Annotated in this window: 22 protein-coding genes; 17 read left to right on the forward strand and 5 right to left on the reverse strand. The window is 33.7% G+C overall.

Annotated elements, in window-relative coordinates:
- The first annotated feature begins 9 nt into the window (after positions 1 to 9).
- From O5O44_RS01785 to O5O44_RS01850, 15 genes are all read left to right on the forward strand, one after another.
- On the forward strand, positions 10 to 441 hold the full coding sequence (locus O5O44_RS01785) for a bactofilin family protein (protein WP_019388034.1): 432 nt from the start codon (positions 10 to 12) through the stop codon (positions 439 to 441).
- Positions 442 to 475: 34 nt separating this feature from the next.
- Positions 476 to 631 carry an AtpZ/AtpI family protein gene (locus O5O44_RS01790; RefSeq protein ID WP_019388035.1) on the forward strand — a complete coding sequence of 52 codons (156 nt, stop codon included), beginning with the start codon at positions 476 to 478 and terminating at the stop codon, positions 629 to 631.
- A 32-nt stretch (positions 632 to 663) separates the two neighbouring features.
- The gene (locus tag O5O44_RS16300) at positions 664 to 1,029 is read left to right on the forward strand and encodes a DUF6168 family protein (RefSeq protein ID WP_350494441.1); all 366 of its coding nucleotides are present in this window, start codon (positions 664 to 666) and stop codon (positions 1,027 to 1,029) included.
- Between the two features lie 98 nt (positions 1,030 to 1,127).
- Positions 1,128 to 2,204, forward strand: coding sequence for a F0F1 ATP synthase subunit A (atpB, locus tag O5O44_RS01795; protein WP_019388037.1), 1,077 nt, complete (start codon positions 1,128 to 1,130; stop codon positions 2,202 to 2,204).
- Positions 2,205 to 2,236: 32 nt separating this feature from the next.
- Positions 2,237 to 2,428, forward strand: a complete 192-nt coding sequence (gene atpE / locus O5O44_RS01800; RefSeq protein ID WP_019388038.1) for an ATP synthase F0 subunit C — start codon at positions 2,237 to 2,239, stop codon at positions 2,426 to 2,428.
- Between the two features lie 74 nt (positions 2,429 to 2,502).
- The gene (locus tag O5O44_RS01805; RefSeq protein WP_019388039.1) at positions 2,503 to 3,003 is read left to right on the forward strand and encodes a F0F1 ATP synthase subunit B; all 501 of its coding nucleotides are present in this window, start codon (positions 2,503 to 2,505) and stop codon (positions 3,001 to 3,003) included.
- Positions 3,004 to 3,009: 6 nt separating this feature from the next.
- Positions 3,010 to 3,546 (forward strand): ATP synthase F1 subunit delta, encoded by a 537-nt coding sequence (gene atpH, locus O5O44_RS01810; RefSeq protein ID WP_019388040.1) that lies wholly within the window; start codon positions 3,010 to 3,012, stop codon positions 3,544 to 3,546.
- Between the two features lie 28 nt (positions 3,547 to 3,574).
- Positions 3,575 to 5,155 (forward strand): F0F1 ATP synthase subunit alpha, encoded by a 1,581-nt coding sequence (atpA, locus tag O5O44_RS01815; RefSeq protein WP_019388041.1) that lies wholly within the window; start codon positions 3,575 to 3,577, stop codon positions 5,153 to 5,155.
- 58 nt (positions 5,156 to 5,213) lie between these two features.
- Positions 5,214 to 6,074, forward strand: coding sequence for an ATP synthase F1 subunit gamma (gene atpG, locus O5O44_RS01820; RefSeq protein WP_019388042.1), 861 nt, complete (start codon positions 5,214 to 5,216; stop codon positions 6,072 to 6,074).
- 114 nt (positions 6,075 to 6,188) lie between these two features.
- A complete protein-coding gene (locus tag O5O44_RS01825) occupies positions 6,189 to 7,649 on the forward strand; it encodes an oligosaccharide flippase family protein (protein ID WP_289195502.1) in 1,461 nt (486 codons plus the stop codon).
- A gap of 1 nt (position 7,650) precedes the next feature.
- On the forward strand, positions 7,651 to 8,085 hold the full coding sequence (dut, locus tag O5O44_RS01830) for a dUTP diphosphatase (protein ID WP_289195503.1): 435 nt from the start codon (positions 7,651 to 7,653) through the stop codon (positions 8,083 to 8,085).
- Between the two features lie 35 nt (positions 8,086 to 8,120).
- Positions 8,121 to 9,140 (forward strand): sugar phosphate nucleotidyltransferase, encoded by a 1,020-nt coding sequence (locus tag O5O44_RS01835; protein ID WP_289195504.1) that lies wholly within the window; start codon positions 8,121 to 8,123, stop codon positions 9,138 to 9,140.
- Between the two features lie 238 nt (positions 9,141 to 9,378).
- Complete coding sequence (locus O5O44_RS01840) at positions 9,379 to 10,740, forward strand: tetratricopeptide repeat protein (RefSeq protein ID WP_289195505.1); 1,362 nt, start codon at positions 9,379 to 9,381, stop codon at positions 10,738 to 10,740.
- On the forward strand, positions 10,740 to 11,507 hold the full coding sequence (lolB1, locus tag O5O44_RS01845; protein WP_289195506.1) for a lipoprotein insertase outer membrane protein LolB1: 768 nt from the start codon (positions 10,740 to 10,742) through the stop codon (positions 11,505 to 11,507). The genes O5O44_RS01840 and lolB1 overlap by 1 nt, the downstream gene beginning before the upstream one ends.
- Positions 11,508 to 12,737 carry a murein hydrolase activator EnvC family protein gene (locus O5O44_RS01850; RefSeq protein WP_289195507.1) on the forward strand — a complete coding sequence of 410 codons (1,230 nt, stop codon included), beginning with the start codon at positions 11,508 to 11,510 and terminating at the stop codon, positions 12,735 to 12,737. It begins immediately after the preceding gene.
- A 76-nt stretch (positions 12,738 to 12,813) separates the two neighbouring features.
- On the opposite strand, the gene O5O44_RS01855 is transcribed toward O5O44_RS01850, so the two are convergent.
- From O5O44_RS01855 to O5O44_RS01865, 3 genes are all read right to left on the reverse strand, one after another.
- On the reverse strand, positions 12,814 to 13,026 hold the full coding sequence (locus O5O44_RS01855) for a DUF6515 family protein (protein ID WP_289195508.1): 213 nt from the start codon (positions 13,024 to 13,026) through the stop codon (positions 12,814 to 12,816).
- Positions 13,027 to 13,076: 50 nt separating this feature from the next.
- Positions 13,077 to 13,586, reverse strand: a complete 510-nt coding sequence (locus O5O44_RS01860) for an acyl-CoA thioesterase (protein WP_019388051.1) — start codon at positions 13,584 to 13,586, stop codon at positions 13,077 to 13,079.
- A 67-nt stretch (positions 13,587 to 13,653) separates the two neighbouring features.
- Positions 13,654 to 14,589, reverse strand: a complete 936-nt coding sequence (locus O5O44_RS01865; protein ID WP_289195509.1) for an HU domain-containing protein — start codon at positions 14,587 to 14,589, stop codon at positions 13,654 to 13,656.
- A gap of 104 nt (positions 14,590 to 14,693) precedes the next feature.
- Between O5O44_RS01865 and dprA the strand changes: the two genes are divergently transcribed.
- On the forward strand, positions 14,694 to 15,797 hold the full coding sequence (dprA, locus tag O5O44_RS01870; RefSeq protein WP_289195510.1) for a DNA-processing protein DprA: 1,104 nt from the start codon (positions 14,694 to 14,696) through the stop codon (positions 15,795 to 15,797).
- A gap of 4 nt (positions 15,798 to 15,801) precedes the next feature.
- Here the strand turns inward: dprA and O5O44_RS01875 are convergent, their stop codons facing one another.
- Both O5O44_RS01875 and trpS read right to left on the reverse strand, forming a co-directional pair.
- Positions 15,802 to 17,283 (reverse strand): hypothetical protein, encoded by a 1,482-nt coding sequence (locus O5O44_RS01875; protein WP_289195511.1) that lies wholly within the window; start codon positions 17,281 to 17,283, stop codon positions 15,802 to 15,804.
- Positions 17,273 to 18,241 (reverse strand): tryptophan--tRNA ligase, encoded by a 969-nt coding sequence (gene trpS, locus O5O44_RS01880; protein WP_289195512.1) that lies wholly within the window; start codon positions 18,239 to 18,241, stop codon positions 17,273 to 17,275. Before trpS ends, O5O44_RS01875 begins: the two co-directional genes overlap by 11 nt.
- Before the next feature lie 104 nt (positions 18,242 to 18,345).
- Here trpS and O5O44_RS01885 point away from each other — a divergent pair, with 104 nt between their 5' ends.
- Positions 18,346 to 19,083, forward strand: coding sequence for a lysophospholipid acyltransferase family protein (locus tag O5O44_RS01885; RefSeq protein ID WP_289195513.1), 738 nt, complete (start codon positions 18,346 to 18,348; stop codon positions 19,081 to 19,083).
- Positions 19,084 to 19,124 lie beyond the last annotated feature (41 nt).

Genomic DNA, 19,124 nt, shown 5'->3' on the forward strand with positions numbered 1-19,124 from the left:
AACAAAATCATGTTCTCAGAAAACAAAAAGGAAAAACAAATGACTGAAGGCACATCAAACCAAAACATAATTGCTCAAGGCACTAAATTGGTTGGAGACTTTGGTAGCCAAGGCGATTTAAGAATAGACGGTACTATTGAAGGAAACATAAAAACTTCAGGAAAAGTAGTTGTTGGTAAATCCGGACTCATTAAAGGCACATTAAATGGTACAGATGCGTATTTTGAAGGTAAATTTTCTGGTAAACTGGCATTGTCTGGCACATTAACACTAAAAGCTTCTGCACATATTGAAGGTGAGGTTGTTGCCAGCAAATTAGCTGTAGAGCCAGGTGCAACCTTTAACGTTACCTGCGTTATGAAAGGTACTGTAAAAGAAATGAATAATGGCGGACAAGCAGCAATCCAACAACGAAAAGGAGAACCAGAAAAAACAGCTTAAACAAATAGCTGCTTTATCTGGAATTACTATTCAAATGGGCATCACTATATATCTTTTTGTAATATTAGGTAAATGGCTCGATGTTAAATTCGGAAATTCTGGTAAAGTTTTTTTAATTGTTTGCACACTGTTTGGTGTTGCCATTTCTTTGTATGCTGTACTTAAACAAATAAAGAAACTAAATCCTTGACTATTAAAAAACTTGTTTCAAACTGCTTCATTGTGGTTTTTGTTGCTTTAATCGCATTTGTTGCACACCTGCTTCTTAATAATTTGTTTATTGAATCGATTACCGTTAACCAATTAATTTATTCTTATGTGGTTAACGTGATTCTAGCTTGTGGCGTAATAATTCTTCTTTTCGCGTTGCGTAATAAACTAAAGGATCAACTAGGTTTTATCTTTATGGCAGCAAGTATGCTGAAGTTTGTATTCTTTTTTTTTCTTTTTTTCCCGCAGTATAAAGCTGATGGAGTTTTAACCCGATTAGAGTTCTTAACTTTTTTTATTCCTTACGTTATTTGCTTGATTACAGAAAGTGTTATTCTGTCCAAATTTCTCAATCGATTAGACAATTTAAAGCCTTAAAATTGAACGAAGTAAATATTATTAAATTTTCTTTTTTGCTTTTCAGATAAAAACATACCTTTGCACCGATTTTTAAGCCACTATTTATTATAAGTGATATGCAAAATATTATTTCTTTAAAAACTATTTGTCTATTCTTCTTTTTTGTTTCAGCGTCTGTATTCGCAAAAGAAGAACCTAAAGAAGGAGAAAGTGATATAAAAACTGAAATAAAAGAATACATTAATCATCACTTACTTGATTCGCATGATTTTAGTTTAACTTCTTATACAACTGAAAGTGGCGAGCATAAATATATCGGATTTCCTTTGCCGGTTATTTTATGGGATAACGGATTAAAAGTGTTTTCATCTTCAAAATTACACCATGGTGAAAGTGTTGCCGAAGTGGATGGTAATTATTATAAATCTTTTCACGGAAAAATATATAAAACTGATGCGTCTGGAACTATTAATTTAGACGAGCACCATCACGCTACAAACGAAAAACCTTTAGACTTCTCTATAACTAAAAACGTGTTCACCATATTTTTAGTTGGTTTATTAATGTTTTTCATGTTTAGCAGAATGGCTAAAAAATATAAAACAGGAAGTTTACCTAAAGGTATGGGCAGGTTTTTAGAGCCTATCATTTTATATATTAGAGACGATATTGCCATTCCAAATATTGGCGTAAAAAAATATAAAAAATACATGCCATATTTACTAACGGTGTTCTTTTTTGTATGGATTATAAACTTATTAGGGCTTACTCCACTAGGAGTAAATGTTACGAATAACATAGCAGTTACATTGGCATTGGCTTTAATAACTTATTTTCTAACTACTTTTACTGCTAATAAGAATTACTGGGGGCACATTTTCTGGATGCCAGGTGTACCTGTTCCAATGAAAATAATTTTAGCACCAATTGAGTTGCTAGGAACTATAATTAAACCATTCTCTTTAATGATTCGTTTGTATGCAAATATTACTGCAGGACACATTGTATTAATGAGTATTATTGGTTTAATGTTCATATTTAAAAACTGGTTAGGAAGTTCATTGTCATTTGGTTTAGCATTCGCTTTATCATTGCTTGAACTTTTAGTAGCCGCATTACAAGCATATATCTTTACCATGTTATCTGCTTTATATTTCGGGTCGGCTGTTGAAGAACACCATGACGACCACTAAAAAAAGAATGTTTAATTTTTAATATATATATTATGACAGGTTTAAATTTTGTAGGAGCTGGTTTAATTGTTATCGGTGCTGGATTAGGTATTGGTAGAATCGGTGGACAAGCAATGGAAGCTATTGCACGTCAACCAGAAGCTTCTGGAAAAATCCAAACAGCAATGCTTATCGCAGCTGCACTTATTGAAGGTATTGGATTTGCTGCTTTATTTGCAGCTTAAAAAAGCAAAAACAGCTTTAACGGTTGGTTAAAGCTGTTTTTTAAATTTATTATGTATTAAAATCATAGATATAAATGGAGAAGTTAATTAATGAGTTTTCAATAGGGTTATTCTTTTGGCAATTAGTATTGTTCATTGGATTAGTTTTACTTTTAAGAAAATTTGCTTGGAAACCTATTCTTGATGCTGTTGAGAAGCGCGAAGAAGGCATTCAAAATGCATTAGATTCTGCTGAAAAAGCAAAATTAGAAATGGAGAATTTGCAAGCAGATAACCAAAAGCTATTAAAAGAGGCAAGAGCAGAGCGCGAAGAAATGCTTAAAGAAGCACGCGACATGAAAAATAAGATGATCGAAGACGCTAAAACTGAAGCTAGTGAAAGCGCTGCAAAACTTATTGCTCAAGCACAAGCAAGTATAGAATCTGAAAAGAAAGCAGCTATTGCAGAATTAAAATCTCAAGTAGCTAATTTATCAGTTGAAATTGCTGAAAAAGTAGTACGTACTGAATTATCTAACAAAGACAAGCAATTAAAATTGGTTGAAACTATGTTAGGTGAAAAATCATTAAACTAAGTTATAATGGCGGGAGCAAGAGCAGCAATACGTTACGCAAAAGCATTATTAAGTTTAGCTATAGATTCTAAAACAGCCGAGGTTGTAAATAAGGATATGAAGCTAATTGCTGATACTTTAGCGCAAAGTAAAGATTTAAGCGAAGCACTTCAAAGTCCTGTAATTCCTTCTTCAGTCAAAAAATCTACACTTTTAGAGGTGTTTAAAAATGCTAATAAATCAACACTTAGCTTAATAGATACTTTGGTTGCAAATAATAGAATTGATTTATTAAGCAATGTAGCTTTAAAATACAATGCATTATATGATGAGTCTAAAGGAATTCAGTTAGCTACAGTAACCACGGCAGTAGAGTTAACAGCAGATTTAAAAAAGAAGGTATTAGCTAAAGCTAAAGAACTTACGGGAAAAGATGTTGAAGTAGAAAATATTATAGATGAAAGCATTTTAGGTGGTTTCATTTTACGTATTGGAGATATGCAATATAACGCAAGTGTTGCAAATCAATTAAATAATTTAAAACAAGAATTTACATTAAACTAAGACCTTATAGGTCTAAATAAATAATAAGATGGCAGAAGTAAAACCAGCTGAAATATCAGCAATCTTAAAAAAACAACTTTCAGGTTTTGAAGCAAGCGCTTCATTAGATGAAGTAGGAACTGTATTAACTGTAGGAGATGGTATTGTTCGTGCATACGGATTATCTAACGCACAATATGGTGAGTTAGTTGAATTTCAAGGCGGACTAGAAGGTATTGTACTGAATCTTGAAGAAGATAACGTTGGTATTGTATTACTAGGTGCTTCAGTAGGTGTAAGTGAAGGGTCAACTGTAAAACGTACAGGACGTATTGCTTCTATTAATGTTGGTGAAGGTATAGTTGGTCGTGTTGTTGATACTTTAGGTAACCCAATTGATGGTAAAGGACCAATTTCTGGTAAAACTTACGAAATGCCTTTAGAGCGTAAAGCGCCTGGTGTTATTTTCCGTGAGCCCGTTACAGAACCTTTACAAACCGGTATCAAGTCTATTGATGCAATGATTCCTGTTGGTCGTGGTCAACGTGAGTTGGTTATTGGTGACCGTCAAACTGGTAAAACAACAGTTTGTATTGATACCATCTTAAATCAAAAAGAATTTTATGATGCAGGCGAGCCTGTATTCTGTATATATGTTGCTATAGGCCAAAAGGCATCTACAGTAGCAAACATTGCTAAAGTCTTAGAAGAAAGAGGTGCTCTTGCTTATACTACTATTGTAGCTGCAAATGCATCCGATCCTGCTCCAATGCAAGTATACGCTCCTATGGCGGGTGCTGCAATTGGTGAGTATTTTAGAGATACTGGTCGTCCAGCTTTAATCATCTATGATGATTTATCTAAACAAGCCGTAGCTTACCGTGAGGTATCATTATTATTACGTCGTCCACCAGGACGTGAGGCGTATCCAGGTGACGTTTTCTACTTACACTCGAGATTATTAGAGCGTTCTGCAAAAGTGATTAATGATGATGATATTGCAAAAGAAATGAACGATTTACCAGATTCACTAAAACCATTAGTGAAAGGTGGAGGTTCGTTAACGGCTTTACCAATTATTGAAACACAGGCGGGAGACGTTTCTGCTTATATTCCAACAAACGTAATTTCTATTACAGACGGACAAATTTTCTTAGATGGAGATTTATTTAACTCTGGTGTACGTCCAGCAATTAACGTAGGTATTTCGGTATCGCGTGTTGGTGGTAATGCACAGATTAAGTCTATGAAAAAAGTAGCAGGTACATTAAAACTAGATCAAGCACAATTCCGTGAGTTAGAAGCTTTCGCGAAGTTTGGTTCAGATTTAGATGCCGTTACTTTAAATGTAATTGAAAAAGGTAAACGTAACGTTGAAATCTTAAAGCAAGCTCAAAACGATCCGTTTACTGTTGAAGATCAAGTTGCTATAATTTATGCTGGATCTAAAAACTTATTAAGAGACGTTCCTGTAAATAAAGTAAAAGAATTCGAAAGAGATTTCATTGAATTCTTAAACGCGAAACACAGAGGTATTTTAGATACTTTAAAAGCAGGTAAATTAACTGATGAGGTTACAGATACATTAACAGCTGTAGCAAAAGATTTATCAGGTAAATATAGAGCTTAAATATAAAAATCTAATGTCACTCTGAGCTTATAGTCGAAGAGTCTTTATAAATTAAAGAATGGCAAACTTAAAAGAAATACGTAACAGAATAACATCGGTATCTTCAACCATGCAGATTACCAGTGCCATGAAAATGGTATCGGCTGCAAAGTTAAAGAAGGCACAAGATGCGATTACTGCAATGCGACCTTATGCAGATAAGTTAACTGAGCTTTTACAAAGTTTAAGTGCTACTTTAGATGCAGATTCTGGAAGTGCATTTTCTGAACAACGCGAATTAAAGAAAGTACTTATTGTTCCAATTACTTCAAATAGAGGTTTGGCAGGTGCTTTTAATTCTAACATCATTAAAGAGGTTAATAGATTAACAGCAGAAACGTATGCAAACCAAGAGGTTTCGTATTTAGCTATTGGAAAAAAGGCAAATGATGCATTTAAGAAAACCAATAAAGTTATTGCTAATAAAAGTGAAATTTTTGACGATTTAACGTTTGATAATGTTGCTGCAATTGCGGAACTTTTAATGGAAAAGTTTGTTGCTGGTGATTTTGATAAAATTGAAATTGTTTACAACAAATTTAAAAACGCAGCTACTCAAATTGTAATGACTGAACAATTTTTGCCTATTGTTCCTGTTGAAGGTGCTGTAAACGCCAATGCGGATTACATTTTTGAGCCTTCAAAATTAGAAATTGTTGAAGAATTAATTCCTAAGTCTTTAAAAACGCAATTGTATAAAGGTATTAGAGATTCTTTTGCTTCTGAGCACGGTGCGCGTATGACTGCAATGCACAAAGCAACTGATAACGCAACAGAGTTAAGAGATCAATTGAAATTAACCTATAACAAAGCACGTCAGGCCGCTATTACCAATGAAATCTTAGAGATTGTTGGTGGTGCCGAAGCTTTGAATAATTAATACATTCCGGTTACAGTAGTAATCTTAACAAATAAATAGATAAACCTAACTTTAGCGAGTTAGGTTTTTTTGTTATAAAAGCCTTATTTTTAACCGGATAAACACATAACTTTTTTGAGCGCACTCAAATCCTTATTTAAACAAACATTCATCTATGGTTTAGCAACGGTGCTTCCTAGAATGTTAAGCTTTTTATTGGTGCCACTTTACACAACCGAAGGTGTCCTTTCTTCCGTTGCCGAGTACGGCGAAGTTTCTGTAATTTTCTCCTATTTCGTGCTATTCAATGTAATTCTGGCCTACGGTATGGAAACTGCTTTTTTCAGGTTTTTTAACAAAGAAGACGATAAAAATAGCGTAACCAGTACAGCGGCAATTTCATTACTACTTACTTCAATTGGTTTTTTTGTGCTCGGGTTTTTATTCAAAAATCAGATTTCAAACTTAATCGCTATCGATGTCAAATATATTAAGCTAGTCATATGGATTTTATTGTTCGATGCCTTAGTTATTATACCCTTTGCATGGTTAAGAGCAAACGAAAAACCCATGCGATATGCAGTTATTAAAATCTTCAATGTCGTTGTAAATATTGGATTAAACTTATTCTTTTTATTAGCATTGAAGGGTTTAGCGTCCAATAATGCGCTTTTTGAAAGTATATATATTCCAAACTTTGAAATTAATTACATTTTCATAGCCAATTTAATAGCGAGTGGAATGACACTATTGTTAATGTTTCCATTTTATGCGAAAATCAAATATAAATTTGACAATGGCTTATGGAAAAATATGATAAAATACGCGACACCTGTGTTAATAGCAGGTATTGCATTTTCCATTAATGAAACATTTGATAGAATTCTATTAGATTATTTATTACCTGAAAATATTGCCAAAACAGAAATAGGAATGTATTCAGCTTGTTATAAACTAGCATTGTTTATGACGCTTTTTGCTACCGCCTACCGTTTGGGTATCGAACCTTTTTTCTTTAGTCATGCTAAAGCTGAAAACCCTCAAAAGAATTATGCTAGAATATTGGAGTTTTTTGTAGCAATTGGGGCGATTATATTACTTGCCGTTGTTGTATTTGCGGATATTTTAAAACCAATTATTGTAAGAAGTGAAGATTATTGGGAAGCCATGTGGATTGTGCCAATAATTCTTATCGCAAATTTTTGTTTGGGTATTTACCACAATCTTTCGGTTTGGTACAAAATAACAGACAGAACCAAATTTGGTGCCTATATATCGGTTTTCGGCGCATTATTAACCTTAGGATTAAATATATGGTTAATTCCAATTATAAGTTACAAAGGATCTGCTATTGCAACCCTAGCAGCTTATGCTTCTATGATGTTATTGTCTTATTATTTTGGAAGGAAATACTATCCAATACCTTATAACCTTAAAAAAATAGGATTGTATTTACTGGTTTCAGTAGTTTTTTCTATACTAGCTTTTTATCAATATCGAGGTAATTATCTTGTAGGAATTGCGATGTTAATTGTATTTTTGAGCTTAGTGTATTTATCTGAAAAAAAACAGATTAAAGAATTATTAAAAAGATAACATGAAAATTAAAATCATTAACAAATCCAATCATGATTTACCGCATTATGAAACTTTGGCTTCAGCTGGAATGGATTTAAGAGCAAACATTTCAGAGCCAAGAGTTTTGAAACCATTAGAACGCAGTATTGTGGGCACAGGCTTGTTTATGGAGCTTCCAGTGGGTATAGAAGCCCAAGTACGTCCGAGAAGTGGTTTAGCGGCTAAAAAAGGCATTACGGTGCTTAATGCTCCAGGAACTATTGATGCGGATTATAGAGGTGAAGTTGGCGTGATTTTGGTAAATCTTTCAAACGATGAATTCATCATTAATAATGGAGAGCGCATTGCCCAATTAGTAATCGCAAAACACGAACGAGCGGAATGGGAAGAAGTAGAAGTTTTATCTGAAACAGATAGAGGTGAAGGTGGTTTTGGTAGCACAGGTACCAAATAAAACAATTAAACAAATAAACGAATCAGCATTATAAAATGAAAATAATAGTACCAATGGCAGGTCGAGGTTCTCGCCTTAGACCACACAGTTTAACCGTACCAAAACCATTAATACCAGTTGCAGGACAACCTATTGTGCACCGATTGGTTAAAGATATCGCCAAAGTTTTAAAACAACCAATTGAAGAAATTGCTTTTGTTTTAGGCGACCCAGCGTGGTTTGATGATGATGTGGTTTCAAAACTTGAGGATTTGGCTAAAAGTTTAGGTGCCAAAGCATCGATTTATAGACAAGACAAACCGCTTGGAACGGGTCATGCTATTATGTGCGCTAAACCGTCATTGTCAGGGCCAGCAGTTATTGCATATGCGGATACCTTGATAAGAGCAGAGTTTGATTTAGACCCAACGGCAGATAGCGTGATTTGGACTAAGCAAGTAGATAATCCTGAATCCTATGGTGTTGTTAAGTTAAATGCGAACCAAGAAATTGTAGAGTTGGTTGAAAAACCGAAAACTTTTGTAAGCGACCAAGCTGTTATTGGTATTTACTATTTTAAAGATGTTGCTGTCTTAAAAGGAAAACTACAAGAAATATTAGACGAAAACGTTATGAATGGTGGCGAGTACCAAATTAACGATGGTATAAAACGCATGATGGCTGATGGAAAAGTTTTTAAAACCGGAACTGTTGATGAATGGATGGATTGTGGAAATAAAGACATTACTATTGAAACTAACCAACGTATGTTGGGGTTTTTAAAAGCTGATGGTGAGGAGCAATTAGTGGCAAATTCGGCGAAATTAGAAAATTCGAAAATTATAGAACCCTGCTTTATTGGCGAAAATGTGGTGCTTAAAAACACAACTATTGGTCCGTTTGTTTCGGTTGGTAATGATTCTTTAATTGAAAACTCAACCGTTAAAAATAGCTTAATACAAAGCCATACAAGCATAAAAAACGCTAATTTAGATCAAGCTATGATTGGTAATCATGTAAAGTATAACGGCGAATTTAAAGCAATAAGTATTGGCGATTATTCTGTTTTAGAATAATGCTTGTAAAGGCAGGTGTCTCATAAATTTGAGTTTGGAATACAATTTGAAGTTATTACTTATGTATATAAACTTGCTGCCCGAGCTAGGGATAGAAGCGTTATCCTTTTTTGATTCTATCGAAACCAAAATATTTTTGGTTGAATAGACCAAAGCGAAGCTTTAAAAAAAGATATAGCGTATAGCCAGACCTATAGGTAACCTGACTGCCGACAGGCAGGCGCCCAAATTATTATTAATGAAAAGAAATTTCTATATCATCATTTTTTTCTTCGGAATGTTTTTGCTTCCGCAGATAAACTATGCTCAAGTGGATTTTAACAAAACACCCGATGACGATTTAGGTGATCATGAAGACAGGTTTCAGGAGTTGTTTTACGAGGGTTTAAAGCAAAAAGGCATTGAAAATTATGATAGAGCTGCAGAAGCGTTTCTAAAATGTATAGAACTTGATAAAACGGTACCTGTTTTGTATTTTGAATTGGGTAAAAGTTATAATAAGCTTAAAAATTTTGGTGCCGCTGAAGACGCCCTAAAAAAGGCAGTTGATAAAGACCCAGATAACGAATGGTTTTTAGATGAGCTTTATGGATTCTACACCTCTCAAAACGAACAGGAAAAGGCTATCAAAACAGTGCAGCAACTGGTTAGGTTTCACCCAGATTATAAAGAAGATTTGGCATCGCTTTATGTGCAAACCAAAAAGTACGACAAGGCGTTGGAGATTCTGGATGCTTTAGATGCGGAGTTTGGTGTATCGGTAAATAGAGACATTTTACGTAATAGAATTTATGATGCAACCGGACGTAAAAAAGATCAAATTAAAAACTTAGAGTCACGCGTAGAAAATAACCCCGATAAAGAGTCAAATTACCTTGCGCTTATTTTGCGTTACAGTGAAAATAACGAAACAGAAAAGGCTTTTGAAACCGCAAAGGAGTTATTAAAAATAAACCCCAATTCTCAATTAGTACATTTGGCTTTATATAAATTTTATTTAGATGATAATGATGCTGAAAAATCTATTGAATCTATGAAAGTGGTTATTAAAAGCACTCAAATTAAACCTGAAGCGAAGCTAAAAGTACTTACAGATTTTGTAAAATTTGTAAAAGCAAATCCGGAGTATGAAGCAGATTTGATTGAAGCTACAAGTTTGGTAAGCGATACCAATAATAGTAAAACCATTATCGAGTTAGGGCAATATTATTTAAGTAGGAATAACAAAGAAAAGGCCTTAGAACAGTTTGAAGAAGCCTTAAAACTAGAGCCTAATAATTTTGAAGTTTTAAAAAACACCTTACTGTTATATATTGATTTAAAAAAGTTTGATTTGGCAAAGGTAGAGAGTAATAAGGCTCTCGAAAGTTTCCCATCTCAACCCTTACTTTACTTGATAAATGGTGTATCCTTAAACGAATTAAACCAACCTAAAGATGCCTTAGAAGTTTTAGAAACAGGTTTAGATTACCTTATTGACGACACTAAAATGGAAGCCGATTTTTATAACCAATTAAGTAAAGCATATACTTTGCTAAACAATACCGATAAAGCAAAAACGTTTAGTGATAAGGCAAAACAGTTACAATCCCCAAATTAATGCATACATACCATAAACTTTTTATAGGCTTGTTAGCCATGTTGCTGATAAATTGTAAATCTGCAAAAACCATTACTAATGGTGAGGCTAATTTTAATTTATCTACCAAACAATTAATAAAAGCAAACACAAAACAAGCTGCTACTTTTAGCACGCTTCAAGCAAAACTAAAAATTACGTATACTCAGAAAGGGAAGTCTCAAACACATTCCGTAAATTTTAGAGCTAAAAAAGACGAAGCTTTATGGATTAACGCACCATTCTCTGTAATTAGAGCTATGGTTACTCCAGAAAAAGTAAGCTTTTATAATAAGCTAGACAACACCTACTTTGATGGTGATTATAAATATTTAAGCAATTTATTAGGAACAGAATTAGATTTTGGCAAGGTCCAAAATTTATTGATAGGTGAAACCATTTATAACTTGAAAGATGGCGAATACAAAGCTTCTTCTGATACTGAAAACTATGTTGTACAACCCAAAAAACAGTTAGAATTATTCGAAATTTTCTTTTTGTTGAGTCCGTCGAATTTTAAAGTGAAATCACAACAAATTTCGCAACCAAAGGAGTTTAGACATTTACAGATTGATTATTTAAAATACCAGGATGTTGAAGCACAAATAATACCAGAACTTATAAAAGTAATTGCGGTTGAAGAGCAAGAAGAAATGATTGTAGAGTTAGAAATGAAAAATGTATCTTTAAATGAAAATTTAAGATTCCCGTTTAAAATACCTTCAGGTTTTAAAGAAATTGAGTTATAAATGAAAGTGATGAAGCTTACATACAAACTCGTTTTTATACTCGGATTTTTATTTGCTACCAGTTTATCATTTGCTCAAAACGATAAACAAAAAGAGCTAGAAACACGCCGACAAGAGCTGCGCAGAGAAATCCAGAAAATTAATGAATTGCGTGATGCCAATAAATCGAAGGCAAAATCTGAATTGTCTTTAATTGAAGATTTTAACTATAAAATTAGTGTGCTTTCAAATTTAATTAAGGTCACTAACCAGCAAGCTAATTTGTTAACACGAGAGATAGCTTCTAATCAAAACAAAATAACGAGTTTAAGAGACGAATTAAAGCAGCTTAAGGAAGATTATGCTGCAATGATAGTGAAGTCTTATAAAAGTAAAAACCAGCAAAGTAGAATCATGTTTTTGCTGTCTTCTGAAAACTTTAAACAAGCTTATAAGCGATTGCAGTATATCAAGCAATACTCAGATCACCAAAAGCAGCAAGGCGAAATTATAAAGGCTAAAACGCAAGAGCTACAAGACACAAATGCCAGTTTGTTAAAGCAACAGGAAGAAAAAAAGAAGTTAATAGCTGAAAATAGAGTCGTTCAAAAATCCTTAGAGTCAGAGCGCCAGCAACACCAATCTGTTATGAATTCTATTCAAAAGAATTTGTCAAGATATGCAGCTCAAATAAAAGAAAAGCAACGAGAGGCCGATAGAATTGATAGAGAAATAGATAGAATTATAAAAGCGGCCATAGCTAGATCGAATACCAAAGCAGGTAATAGCGCAAGCTCAAAATCGTTTGCTTTAACCGCAGAAGAAAAGGTGTTGGCTTCAAATTTTATTTCGAATAAAGGCAAGTTACCGTGGCCAGTAGAAAAAGGTTTTGTGCGCTTAGGTTATGGCACACAACCACATCCTATTGATAGATCGTTGACAATAAAAAGTAACGGTGTGCGTATTGCAACCGAAAAAGGAGCTAAAGCCAGAGCGGTTTTTGATGGTGAGGTAAGTGAGATTTTGAAGATGAGAAACGTTAACCCCATTGTTATGATTAGGCACGGAAATTATTTAACGCTGTATAGAAATTTATCTGAAGTTTACGTGAAAAAGGGTGATAAAGTAAAAACCAAACAGGTTATTGGCGAGGTATTTACAAACCCAACAAACGGTGAAACCATATTAAGTTTTACATTGTCAAAAGGTACTGCCACCGAAAATCCTGCAAGCTGGATTTATAAGATGTGACACGAAGTGTAATCCTGAGCTTGTTTCAGGATCTCATTGAATAAAAAATTCCTGCTTTAGCAGGAATCTTATGAAATTATACTTTTACAAAAACATAACCTCTTCGTGTTTTTCTGTAATGTTTTCCATTCCAAAAATAGTAACGATTACCTTTTACTATAACTGTTTTATAATGTTTTGGTGCTGTTTTTACAACGGTTACTGAACTAGGGTTTGCAACAACTCGCGTAGCACATGATGTGAATGACATTATACAGATAACTGATAATGAAATAAATAAAGTTCTCATAGCAATATGATTTTGGGTTTTACTATAAGACTTTGTATTTTAAAAAAGGTTTAATCAAACAACGCTTTTAACTCGGTAGCATCGTTAGGTTTTATTTTGCCAGCGAGCAATAAACTTAGTTGCTTGCGACGTAAAGCGGCATTGAATCGTTGAATTTCTATTTTGGTTTCGGGAGTTACTTCTGGCACTTGTACTGGCCGTCCAGTTTCGTCTACAGCTACAAAGGTGTAAATAGCTTCGTTGGCCTTGGTTTTTTCTCCAGATTCGCGATCTTCAATCCAAACATCAATAAAAATTTCCATGGAGGTATTAAAGGCGCGAGATACCTTAGCTTCAACAGTTACAACACTTCCTAAAGGCACAGCTCTATTAAATGCTACATGGTTTACCGATGCGGTAACAACAATGCGTCTGGAATGGCGTCTGGCCGCAATACTTGCTGCACGATCCATACGTGCTAAGAGTTCGCCACCAAATAAGTTGTTTAACGGATTGGTTTCACTGGGTAAAACTAAGTCTGTAAGTGTTGTTTTTGATTGTTCGGGTGTTTTTGCCTTCATAACGTGTTTTTATGATGCGGCAAAGTTACGTATTAATGCAATAATTTAAAGGGTAAAGCGTATTAAACTAGTCTAACTTTTTAACCAACAACCAAGCATCGCGGTTGTGCGTTTTTTTGATTTCTCGTAGTGCTTTTAAAGCGTCTAGTCTGCCCTCGTAGCTTGCATAAACCACTTGATGTAAACCGTATTTGTTAGCACCAATTTTTCTGGCACTAAAGCCGTCTGCTTTTAGTTGTTTAACACGTTTATTGCAGTTTTCTTCAATCCTAAATGCACCAGCAACAATATGGTAGTTTCCTGTTTGTTTAGTAACATTTAAAGTGACAGCTGGGAATGGATTTAAATTAAAAGTAGCCTGTTGAATTTTAGTATCTAACTCTTGTGCGGCTTGTTCTTGTGCTAGTTGATTATAAGTTTCTATTTGATTGACATAATATTTTGAAGCACCAAAACCACCCAATGTTAAGGCAATTAACGCAACTGCAGCGTATTTTAAGTATGAATTAGACTTGCGTTTTTCTGCCGTAATAGCAATAGGAACCACTTTTTCGATGGCTTCTACTTCTTCTTTGTACACTTCGCGTTTAACATCTGGCGATACAAATTGAGATAAACCAAAAGAATCGGTTAGGTAATTGAGATGATATGTAGGCTCAAATAAAATTTTACCTTCATTATTAAAAACAATCTCACCAATATTTTTAAAAGTAAGGGTTTCTCCTTGTGTTAGGTAAGATTTTAAAATCTTTATACGTTTCGCTATTTTTTTGTTGGCAATTTCGAAAGGAATTTTTTCTACATCGGCAATATAGTTTGCAAGCAACCCGTCATTCTTTTGAATTTGCTCATTAAAAGAGATGACTTTTTTTGGTGCATTAAAAGTATTTGAGGTATCATCAATAGTTGCAGATACGCGTTGCGTTAAAAATGATCCAAACTCAGGAATGGTAACACACTCATATCTATACAGTAAATCGCTTATGTAGGTTTCTAATTGCATGAAAACAAAGTTAAAAAATTGTGCTTTCTAATAAAATTTGGGCTTAACTATTTATTAACAATGCAAAAATTCTTTTATTGCAGCTTCAAAATCAATTGAATAGCATGACAGAAAACGATTTGCTTTACACTTTAGCGCTGCAACATGTACATAATATTGGCGACATTACTGCAAAACGACTCATTTCACATTGTGGTTCTGCCGAAGCGGTTTTAAAGGAAACTAAAAATAATCTATTAAAAATTGATGGCATTGGTAGCGTTACTATAAGCGACTTGTTTAAAACCCATCATTTAAAAGTGGCCGAAAAGGAAATGGTTTTCATAAAGGACAACAACATAAAGGTTTCTTATTTTAAAGACAGCGATTATCCTGAAAAATTAAAACACTGTATTGATAGCCCGATATTATTGTTTGAATCTGGGCAAATTGATTTAAATAACCAACACATCATAAGCATTGTAGGTACTAGAAAAATTACAACTAATGGCATTGCATTTTGTGAAGATTTAATTGAGCAATTAACGCCATACAACCCGATAATAGTTTCTGGGTTTGCTTACGGAACAGATATTACGGCACATAAAGCGGCCATGAAACATAATTTACAAACGATAGCTTGTTTAGCACACGGATTAAATCAAATTTATCCAAAAGTGCATAAAAAATACATGGTAGATATGGAGAAAAACGGTGGATTTTTCTCTGATTTTTGGAGCACCGATAAATTTGATAAACAGAACTTTTTAAAACGAAATAGAATTATTGCAGGTATAAGTGAAGCGACTATAGTTATAGAATCTGCCGAAAAAGGCGGAAGCTTGGTTACCGCAGATATTGCCAATTCCTATAACAGAGATGTGTTTGCAGTACCCGGAAGAATTACAGATAGCCAGAGTATGGGTTGTAACAATTTAATAAAACACCAAAAAGCGCATATGCTTACAACACCTTTAGACATCCCTTATATGTTGAATTGGGAGTTGGAAGATAATAAACAACCTGTAATACAAAAGCAATTATTTGTTGAGTTGGATGCTACCGAGAAAATTATTTATAATTATTTAAAAGATAACGAAAAACAACAGCTCGATATTATTGCTTTACACTGCAATATGCCGATTTTTAAGGTTTCAGGAACACTTTTAAATATGGAATTGAAAGGCGTAATAAGACCGCTTCCCGGGAAATTGTTTGAGGTGATTTAAAAACTTAAATATTAATTTTTAAAACCCAGATATCTTTAAAATCATTGAGCTTTAAGAGTTCTTTCTGTTTCTCATAAATAATATTCGGGTCAGGGTCTGTTTTTAAATAAATGTAAGTCCAGGTATTTTCTGGGTTCACAAAAGATTCTGGTGTGTAACCTTTATTTTTTAAAAAGGCTGTCCAATTATTAGCATTTTGCTCTTTCGAAAAAATGTTAGTCACTAAATAATAACCTTTTTCCACTAATGGAATTGAAATGGATTGTAAATTTTTAATTTTCTCAAGACCTTCATCAACCATTTCGTTATTACTATTATTTAAAATTAAAATAGAATTTTTGTTTTCTGTAACATCCATGTAAATTGGTGATATTTCAGTTTCAAAGGCAACAAAAAACAGGTAAAATTGGTCTGCTTTACTATTAAAACGTATGGTAGCTTCCGATACGTTATGAGAAATTAAAGAATTATTCTCATTAGGTAATTTAAATTTTAAAGCATCAAATCCGAATGTGTTTGTGCTATTCGGATTTCGTTCTTTAAAAATGGTATCATCCAGTGAAATTGTACTATTGAAGAAATTGAATTTTGGTCTTAGACTGTTAAACAAAGGGATATACGTATTGTTTTGGTAGTTATAAAATGAACAATGATCCGATTTAAATTTTTGATCGCCTTCCAAAGCACCAATTAATAATGATGTTTCTATGTTCCCCTCTTCTGGCGATTTAAAATCATAAAACCGAATATCAACAGGTTTTTTAAAGACGTCAACAAAACCATTATAGGAAGTAAAATACTTTGGGGTTGAAGCATCTGTTTTATAAACCACATATAGTAACCAACCACCTGCGGCACCGCCTGCTACAAAACCTTCAGTTGCTTTTATATTGGCAACCGTGTAAGTCCCATTAACCTGAGCATTATTTTTTAAAAGCGAAGTTACATCGGCATAACAAACATAGGGTTTGGTATCTGGAAAAGATTCCTCGTTATTAAAATCGTCAAAAATTATTTTACCATCAATAGGATGATAGGCACCATTAGGGGTTTTGAACAAAATATTGTTTACATTCATAGAGCGATTTTCGCTGCCTTCGTAAACATATTTTTTATAGAGTTTCCCTTTCCTTTTAAAATTTACAACATCCTTCCAGCCTTTATCGTACTTGTAAATAGCGCTCCAGTATAATGCTGCGTATTCAATTTCTGCATCGTTTTCAATAATATTCAAATTAGCTTGACTGGATGAAAAGGTATTTGAATCATCATCAACATCGATATATTGTAATTCAATAAAATCGTTTATAGCGTTTTCATTAAACGGATATTTAGCGTGTGTACTTAGAATATTATTTCCAATTAGTGCCGAATTACCTTTAATATAAATTTTAGTATTAGGAGCAAAGTTTGTTTGCGCAAAACCGTTTGAGAGAAATGCGAGTACGACAACTAAAAAAATATTTTTTTTGTAATTAGTATCCAACTTTCTCGCGAACTCTATTTAAAACACTATCAGCAACTAATTTTGCTTTTTCAGCACCAACAGCGAGTGCTTTATCAATTTCACTTAAGTTGTTCATGTAGTAATTGTAGCGTTCTCTAGGTTCAGCAAAAGTTTCAACAATTAATTCAAATAACGCTTGTTTGGCATGCCCGTAACCATATCCGCCATTTTCATAATTGGCTTTCATTTCAGAAATTTGAGATGCATTAGCCAATAAGCTGTAAATCGCAAAGCAATTGCAAGTTGACCAATCTTTTGGAGCCTCAAGAGGCGTGCTATCGGTTTCAATAGACATGATTTGTTTACGTAGTTTTTTATCATCTAAAAAAATATTGATGATGTTATCTCTACTCTTACTCATTTTTTGACCATCAGTTCCAGGAATAAGTTTGGTGTCTTTTTGAACTTCAGCTTTAGGTAAAACAAAAGTCTCGCCTACTTTAGCGTGAAAACGTGATGCCACATCACGGGTCATTTCTATATGCTGCTCTTGGTCTTTTCCAACAGGAATAATCTCTGCATCATATAATAAAATATCGGCTGCCATAAGCATTGGGTATGTAAATAACCCAGAGTTAACATCTTCTAATCTATCTGCTTTATCTTTAAAACTATGCGCTAAGGTTAATCGCTGATACGGGAAGAAACAGCTTAAATACCAAGAAAGCTCGGTCACTTGAGGGATATCACTCTGTCTGTAAAACACCGTTTTTTCTATGTCTAAGCCAAAAGCTAACCAAGTTGCTGCCGTAGAATAGGTGTTTTCGCGTAAGGTTTTTGCGTCCTTTATTTGAGTTAACGTATGCAAATTTGCTATAAATAAATACGAATCGTTTTCAGATTTTTCGGCCATTTTAATAGCTGGCATAATAGCCCCTAAAATGTTTCCTAAGTGAGGTGTGCCTGTACTTTGTATCCCTGTTAGTATTCTTGCCATAATTTTACCCGTAAAAACAGGTATCTCTTTAAAAGTTAAACGAAAAAAGCAAAGGTAAACGATTTAATAAAATAGCTCAATACAATTATGTATTTTTGAGGCTCATGATTTTATTTAAATACATTTTTTGGTTACTTTATCGTATTTGGTTTTATATTCTTGTAACCTTACCGATTCTAGTGCTTTTTCCAATTCTTTTAATTTCTATTTCAAAAGAATCGTGGTATCCTTTCTTTTTTAAATTGGCTAGATTTTGGGCAAAGTTTATTTTAATTGGGATGGGTTTTGTTTATAGTATTAAACGAGAGCAAATACCAGAGCAAGATAAAAGCTATATGTTTATTGCGAACCATACATCTATGGTAGATATTATGTTAATGCTGGTTTCTGTAAAAAACCCATTTGTGTTTGTTGGTAAGGCAGAATTAGCAAAAATACCGCTATTCGGGTTTTTCTATAAACGTACTTGTATTTTGGTGGACAGAAACTCTGCTAAAAGTAGGCAAGCGGTTTTTTTAAGAGCACAACGACGCTTAAAATCTGGACTAAGTATTTGCATTTTTCCTGAAGGTGGTGTACCAGAAGAACATATCATACTCGATGAATTTAAAGATGGTGCTTTTAGATTGGCTATAAATCATCAAATTCCTATTGTACCAATAACTTTTGCAGATAACAAAAAACGTTTTTCGTACACGTTTTTTAGCGGTGGTCCGGGAAAAATGCGCGTTAAAGTTCATAAATTTTTATCTACTGAAGGCTTAACCATTGAAAATACAAAAACGCTGAATGAAAATGCTAGAACTATTATTTTAAATCAGCTTCAACAATTTAACCCATAAAAAAAACTGCTCGAGGGGACGAGCAGCTTCTTTTTTGATAT

It is taken from the genome of Algibacter luteus, from assembly GCF_030344935.1.
GTDB lineage: Bacteria > Bacteroidota > Bacteroidia > Flavobacteriales > Flavobacteriaceae > Arenitalea > Arenitalea lutea.

Excerpts from the sequence above, each read along its gene's own strand:
- O5O44_RS01785 (WP_019388034.1), top strand. The coding sequence starts at position 10 with ATGTTCTCAGAAAACAAAAAGGAAAAACAAATGACTGAAGGCACATCA.
- O5O44_RS01790 (WP_019388035.1), top strand. The coding sequence starts at position 476 with ATGGGCATCACTATATATCTTTTTGTAATATTAGGTAAATGGCTCGAT.
- atpB (WP_019388037.1), top strand. The coding sequence starts at position 1,128 with ATGCAAAATATTATTTCTTTAAAAACTATTTGTCTATTCTTCTTTTTT.
- atpE (WP_019388038.1), top strand. The coding sequence starts at position 2,237 with ATGACAGGTTTAAATTTTGTAGGAGCTGGTTTAATTGTTATCGGTGCT.
- O5O44_RS01805 (WP_019388039.1), top strand. The coding sequence starts at position 2,503 with ATGGAGAAGTTAATTAATGAGTTTTCAATAGGGTTATTCTTTTGGCAA.
- atpH (WP_019388040.1), top strand. The coding sequence starts at position 3,010 with ATGGCGGGAGCAAGAGCAGCAATACGTTACGCAAAAGCATTATTAAGT.
- atpA (WP_019388041.1), top strand. The coding sequence starts at position 3,575 with ATGGCAGAAGTAAAACCAGCTGAAATATCAGCAATCTTAAAAAAACAA.
- atpG (WP_019388042.1), top strand. The coding sequence starts at position 5,214 with ATGGCAAACTTAAAAGAAATACGTAACAGAATAACATCGGTATCTTCA.
- dut (WP_289195503.1), top strand. The coding sequence starts at position 7,651 with ATGAAAATTAAAATCATTAACAAATCCAATCATGATTTACCGCATTAT.
- O5O44_RS01835 (WP_289195504.1), top strand. The coding sequence starts at position 8,121 with ATGAAAATAATAGTACCAATGGCAGGTCGAGGTTCTCGCCTTAGACCA.
- O5O44_RS01840 (WP_289195505.1), top strand. The coding sequence starts at position 9,379 with ATGAAAAGAAATTTCTATATCATCATTTTTTTCTTCGGAATGTTTTTG.
- lolB1 (WP_289195506.1), top strand. The coding sequence starts at position 10,740 with ATGCATACATACCATAAACTTTTTATAGGCTTGTTAGCCATGTTGCTG.
- O5O44_RS01850 (WP_289195507.1), top strand. The coding sequence starts at position 11,508 with ATGAAAGTGATGAAGCTTACATACAAACTCGTTTTTATACTCGGATTT.
- O5O44_RS01855 (WP_289195508.1), bottom strand. The coding sequence starts at position 13,026 with ATGAGAACTTTATTTATTTCATTATCAGTTATCTGTATAATGTCATTC.
- O5O44_RS01860 (WP_019388051.1), bottom strand. The coding sequence starts at position 13,586 with ATGAAGGCAAAAACACCCGAACAATCAAAAACAACACTTACAGACTTA.
- O5O44_RS01865 (WP_289195509.1), bottom strand. The coding sequence starts at position 14,589 with ATGCAATTAGAAACCTACATAAGCGATTTACTGTATAGATATGAGTGT.
- dprA (WP_289195510.1), top strand. The coding sequence starts at position 14,694 with ATGACAGAAAACGATTTGCTTTACACTTTAGCGCTGCAACATGTACAT.
- trpS (WP_289195512.1), bottom strand. The coding sequence starts at position 18,241 with ATGGCAAGAATACTAACAGGGATACAAAGTACAGGCACACCTCACTTA.
- O5O44_RS01885 (WP_289195513.1), top strand. The coding sequence starts at position 18,346 with ATGATTTTATTTAAATACATTTTTTGGTTACTTTATCGTATTTGGTTT.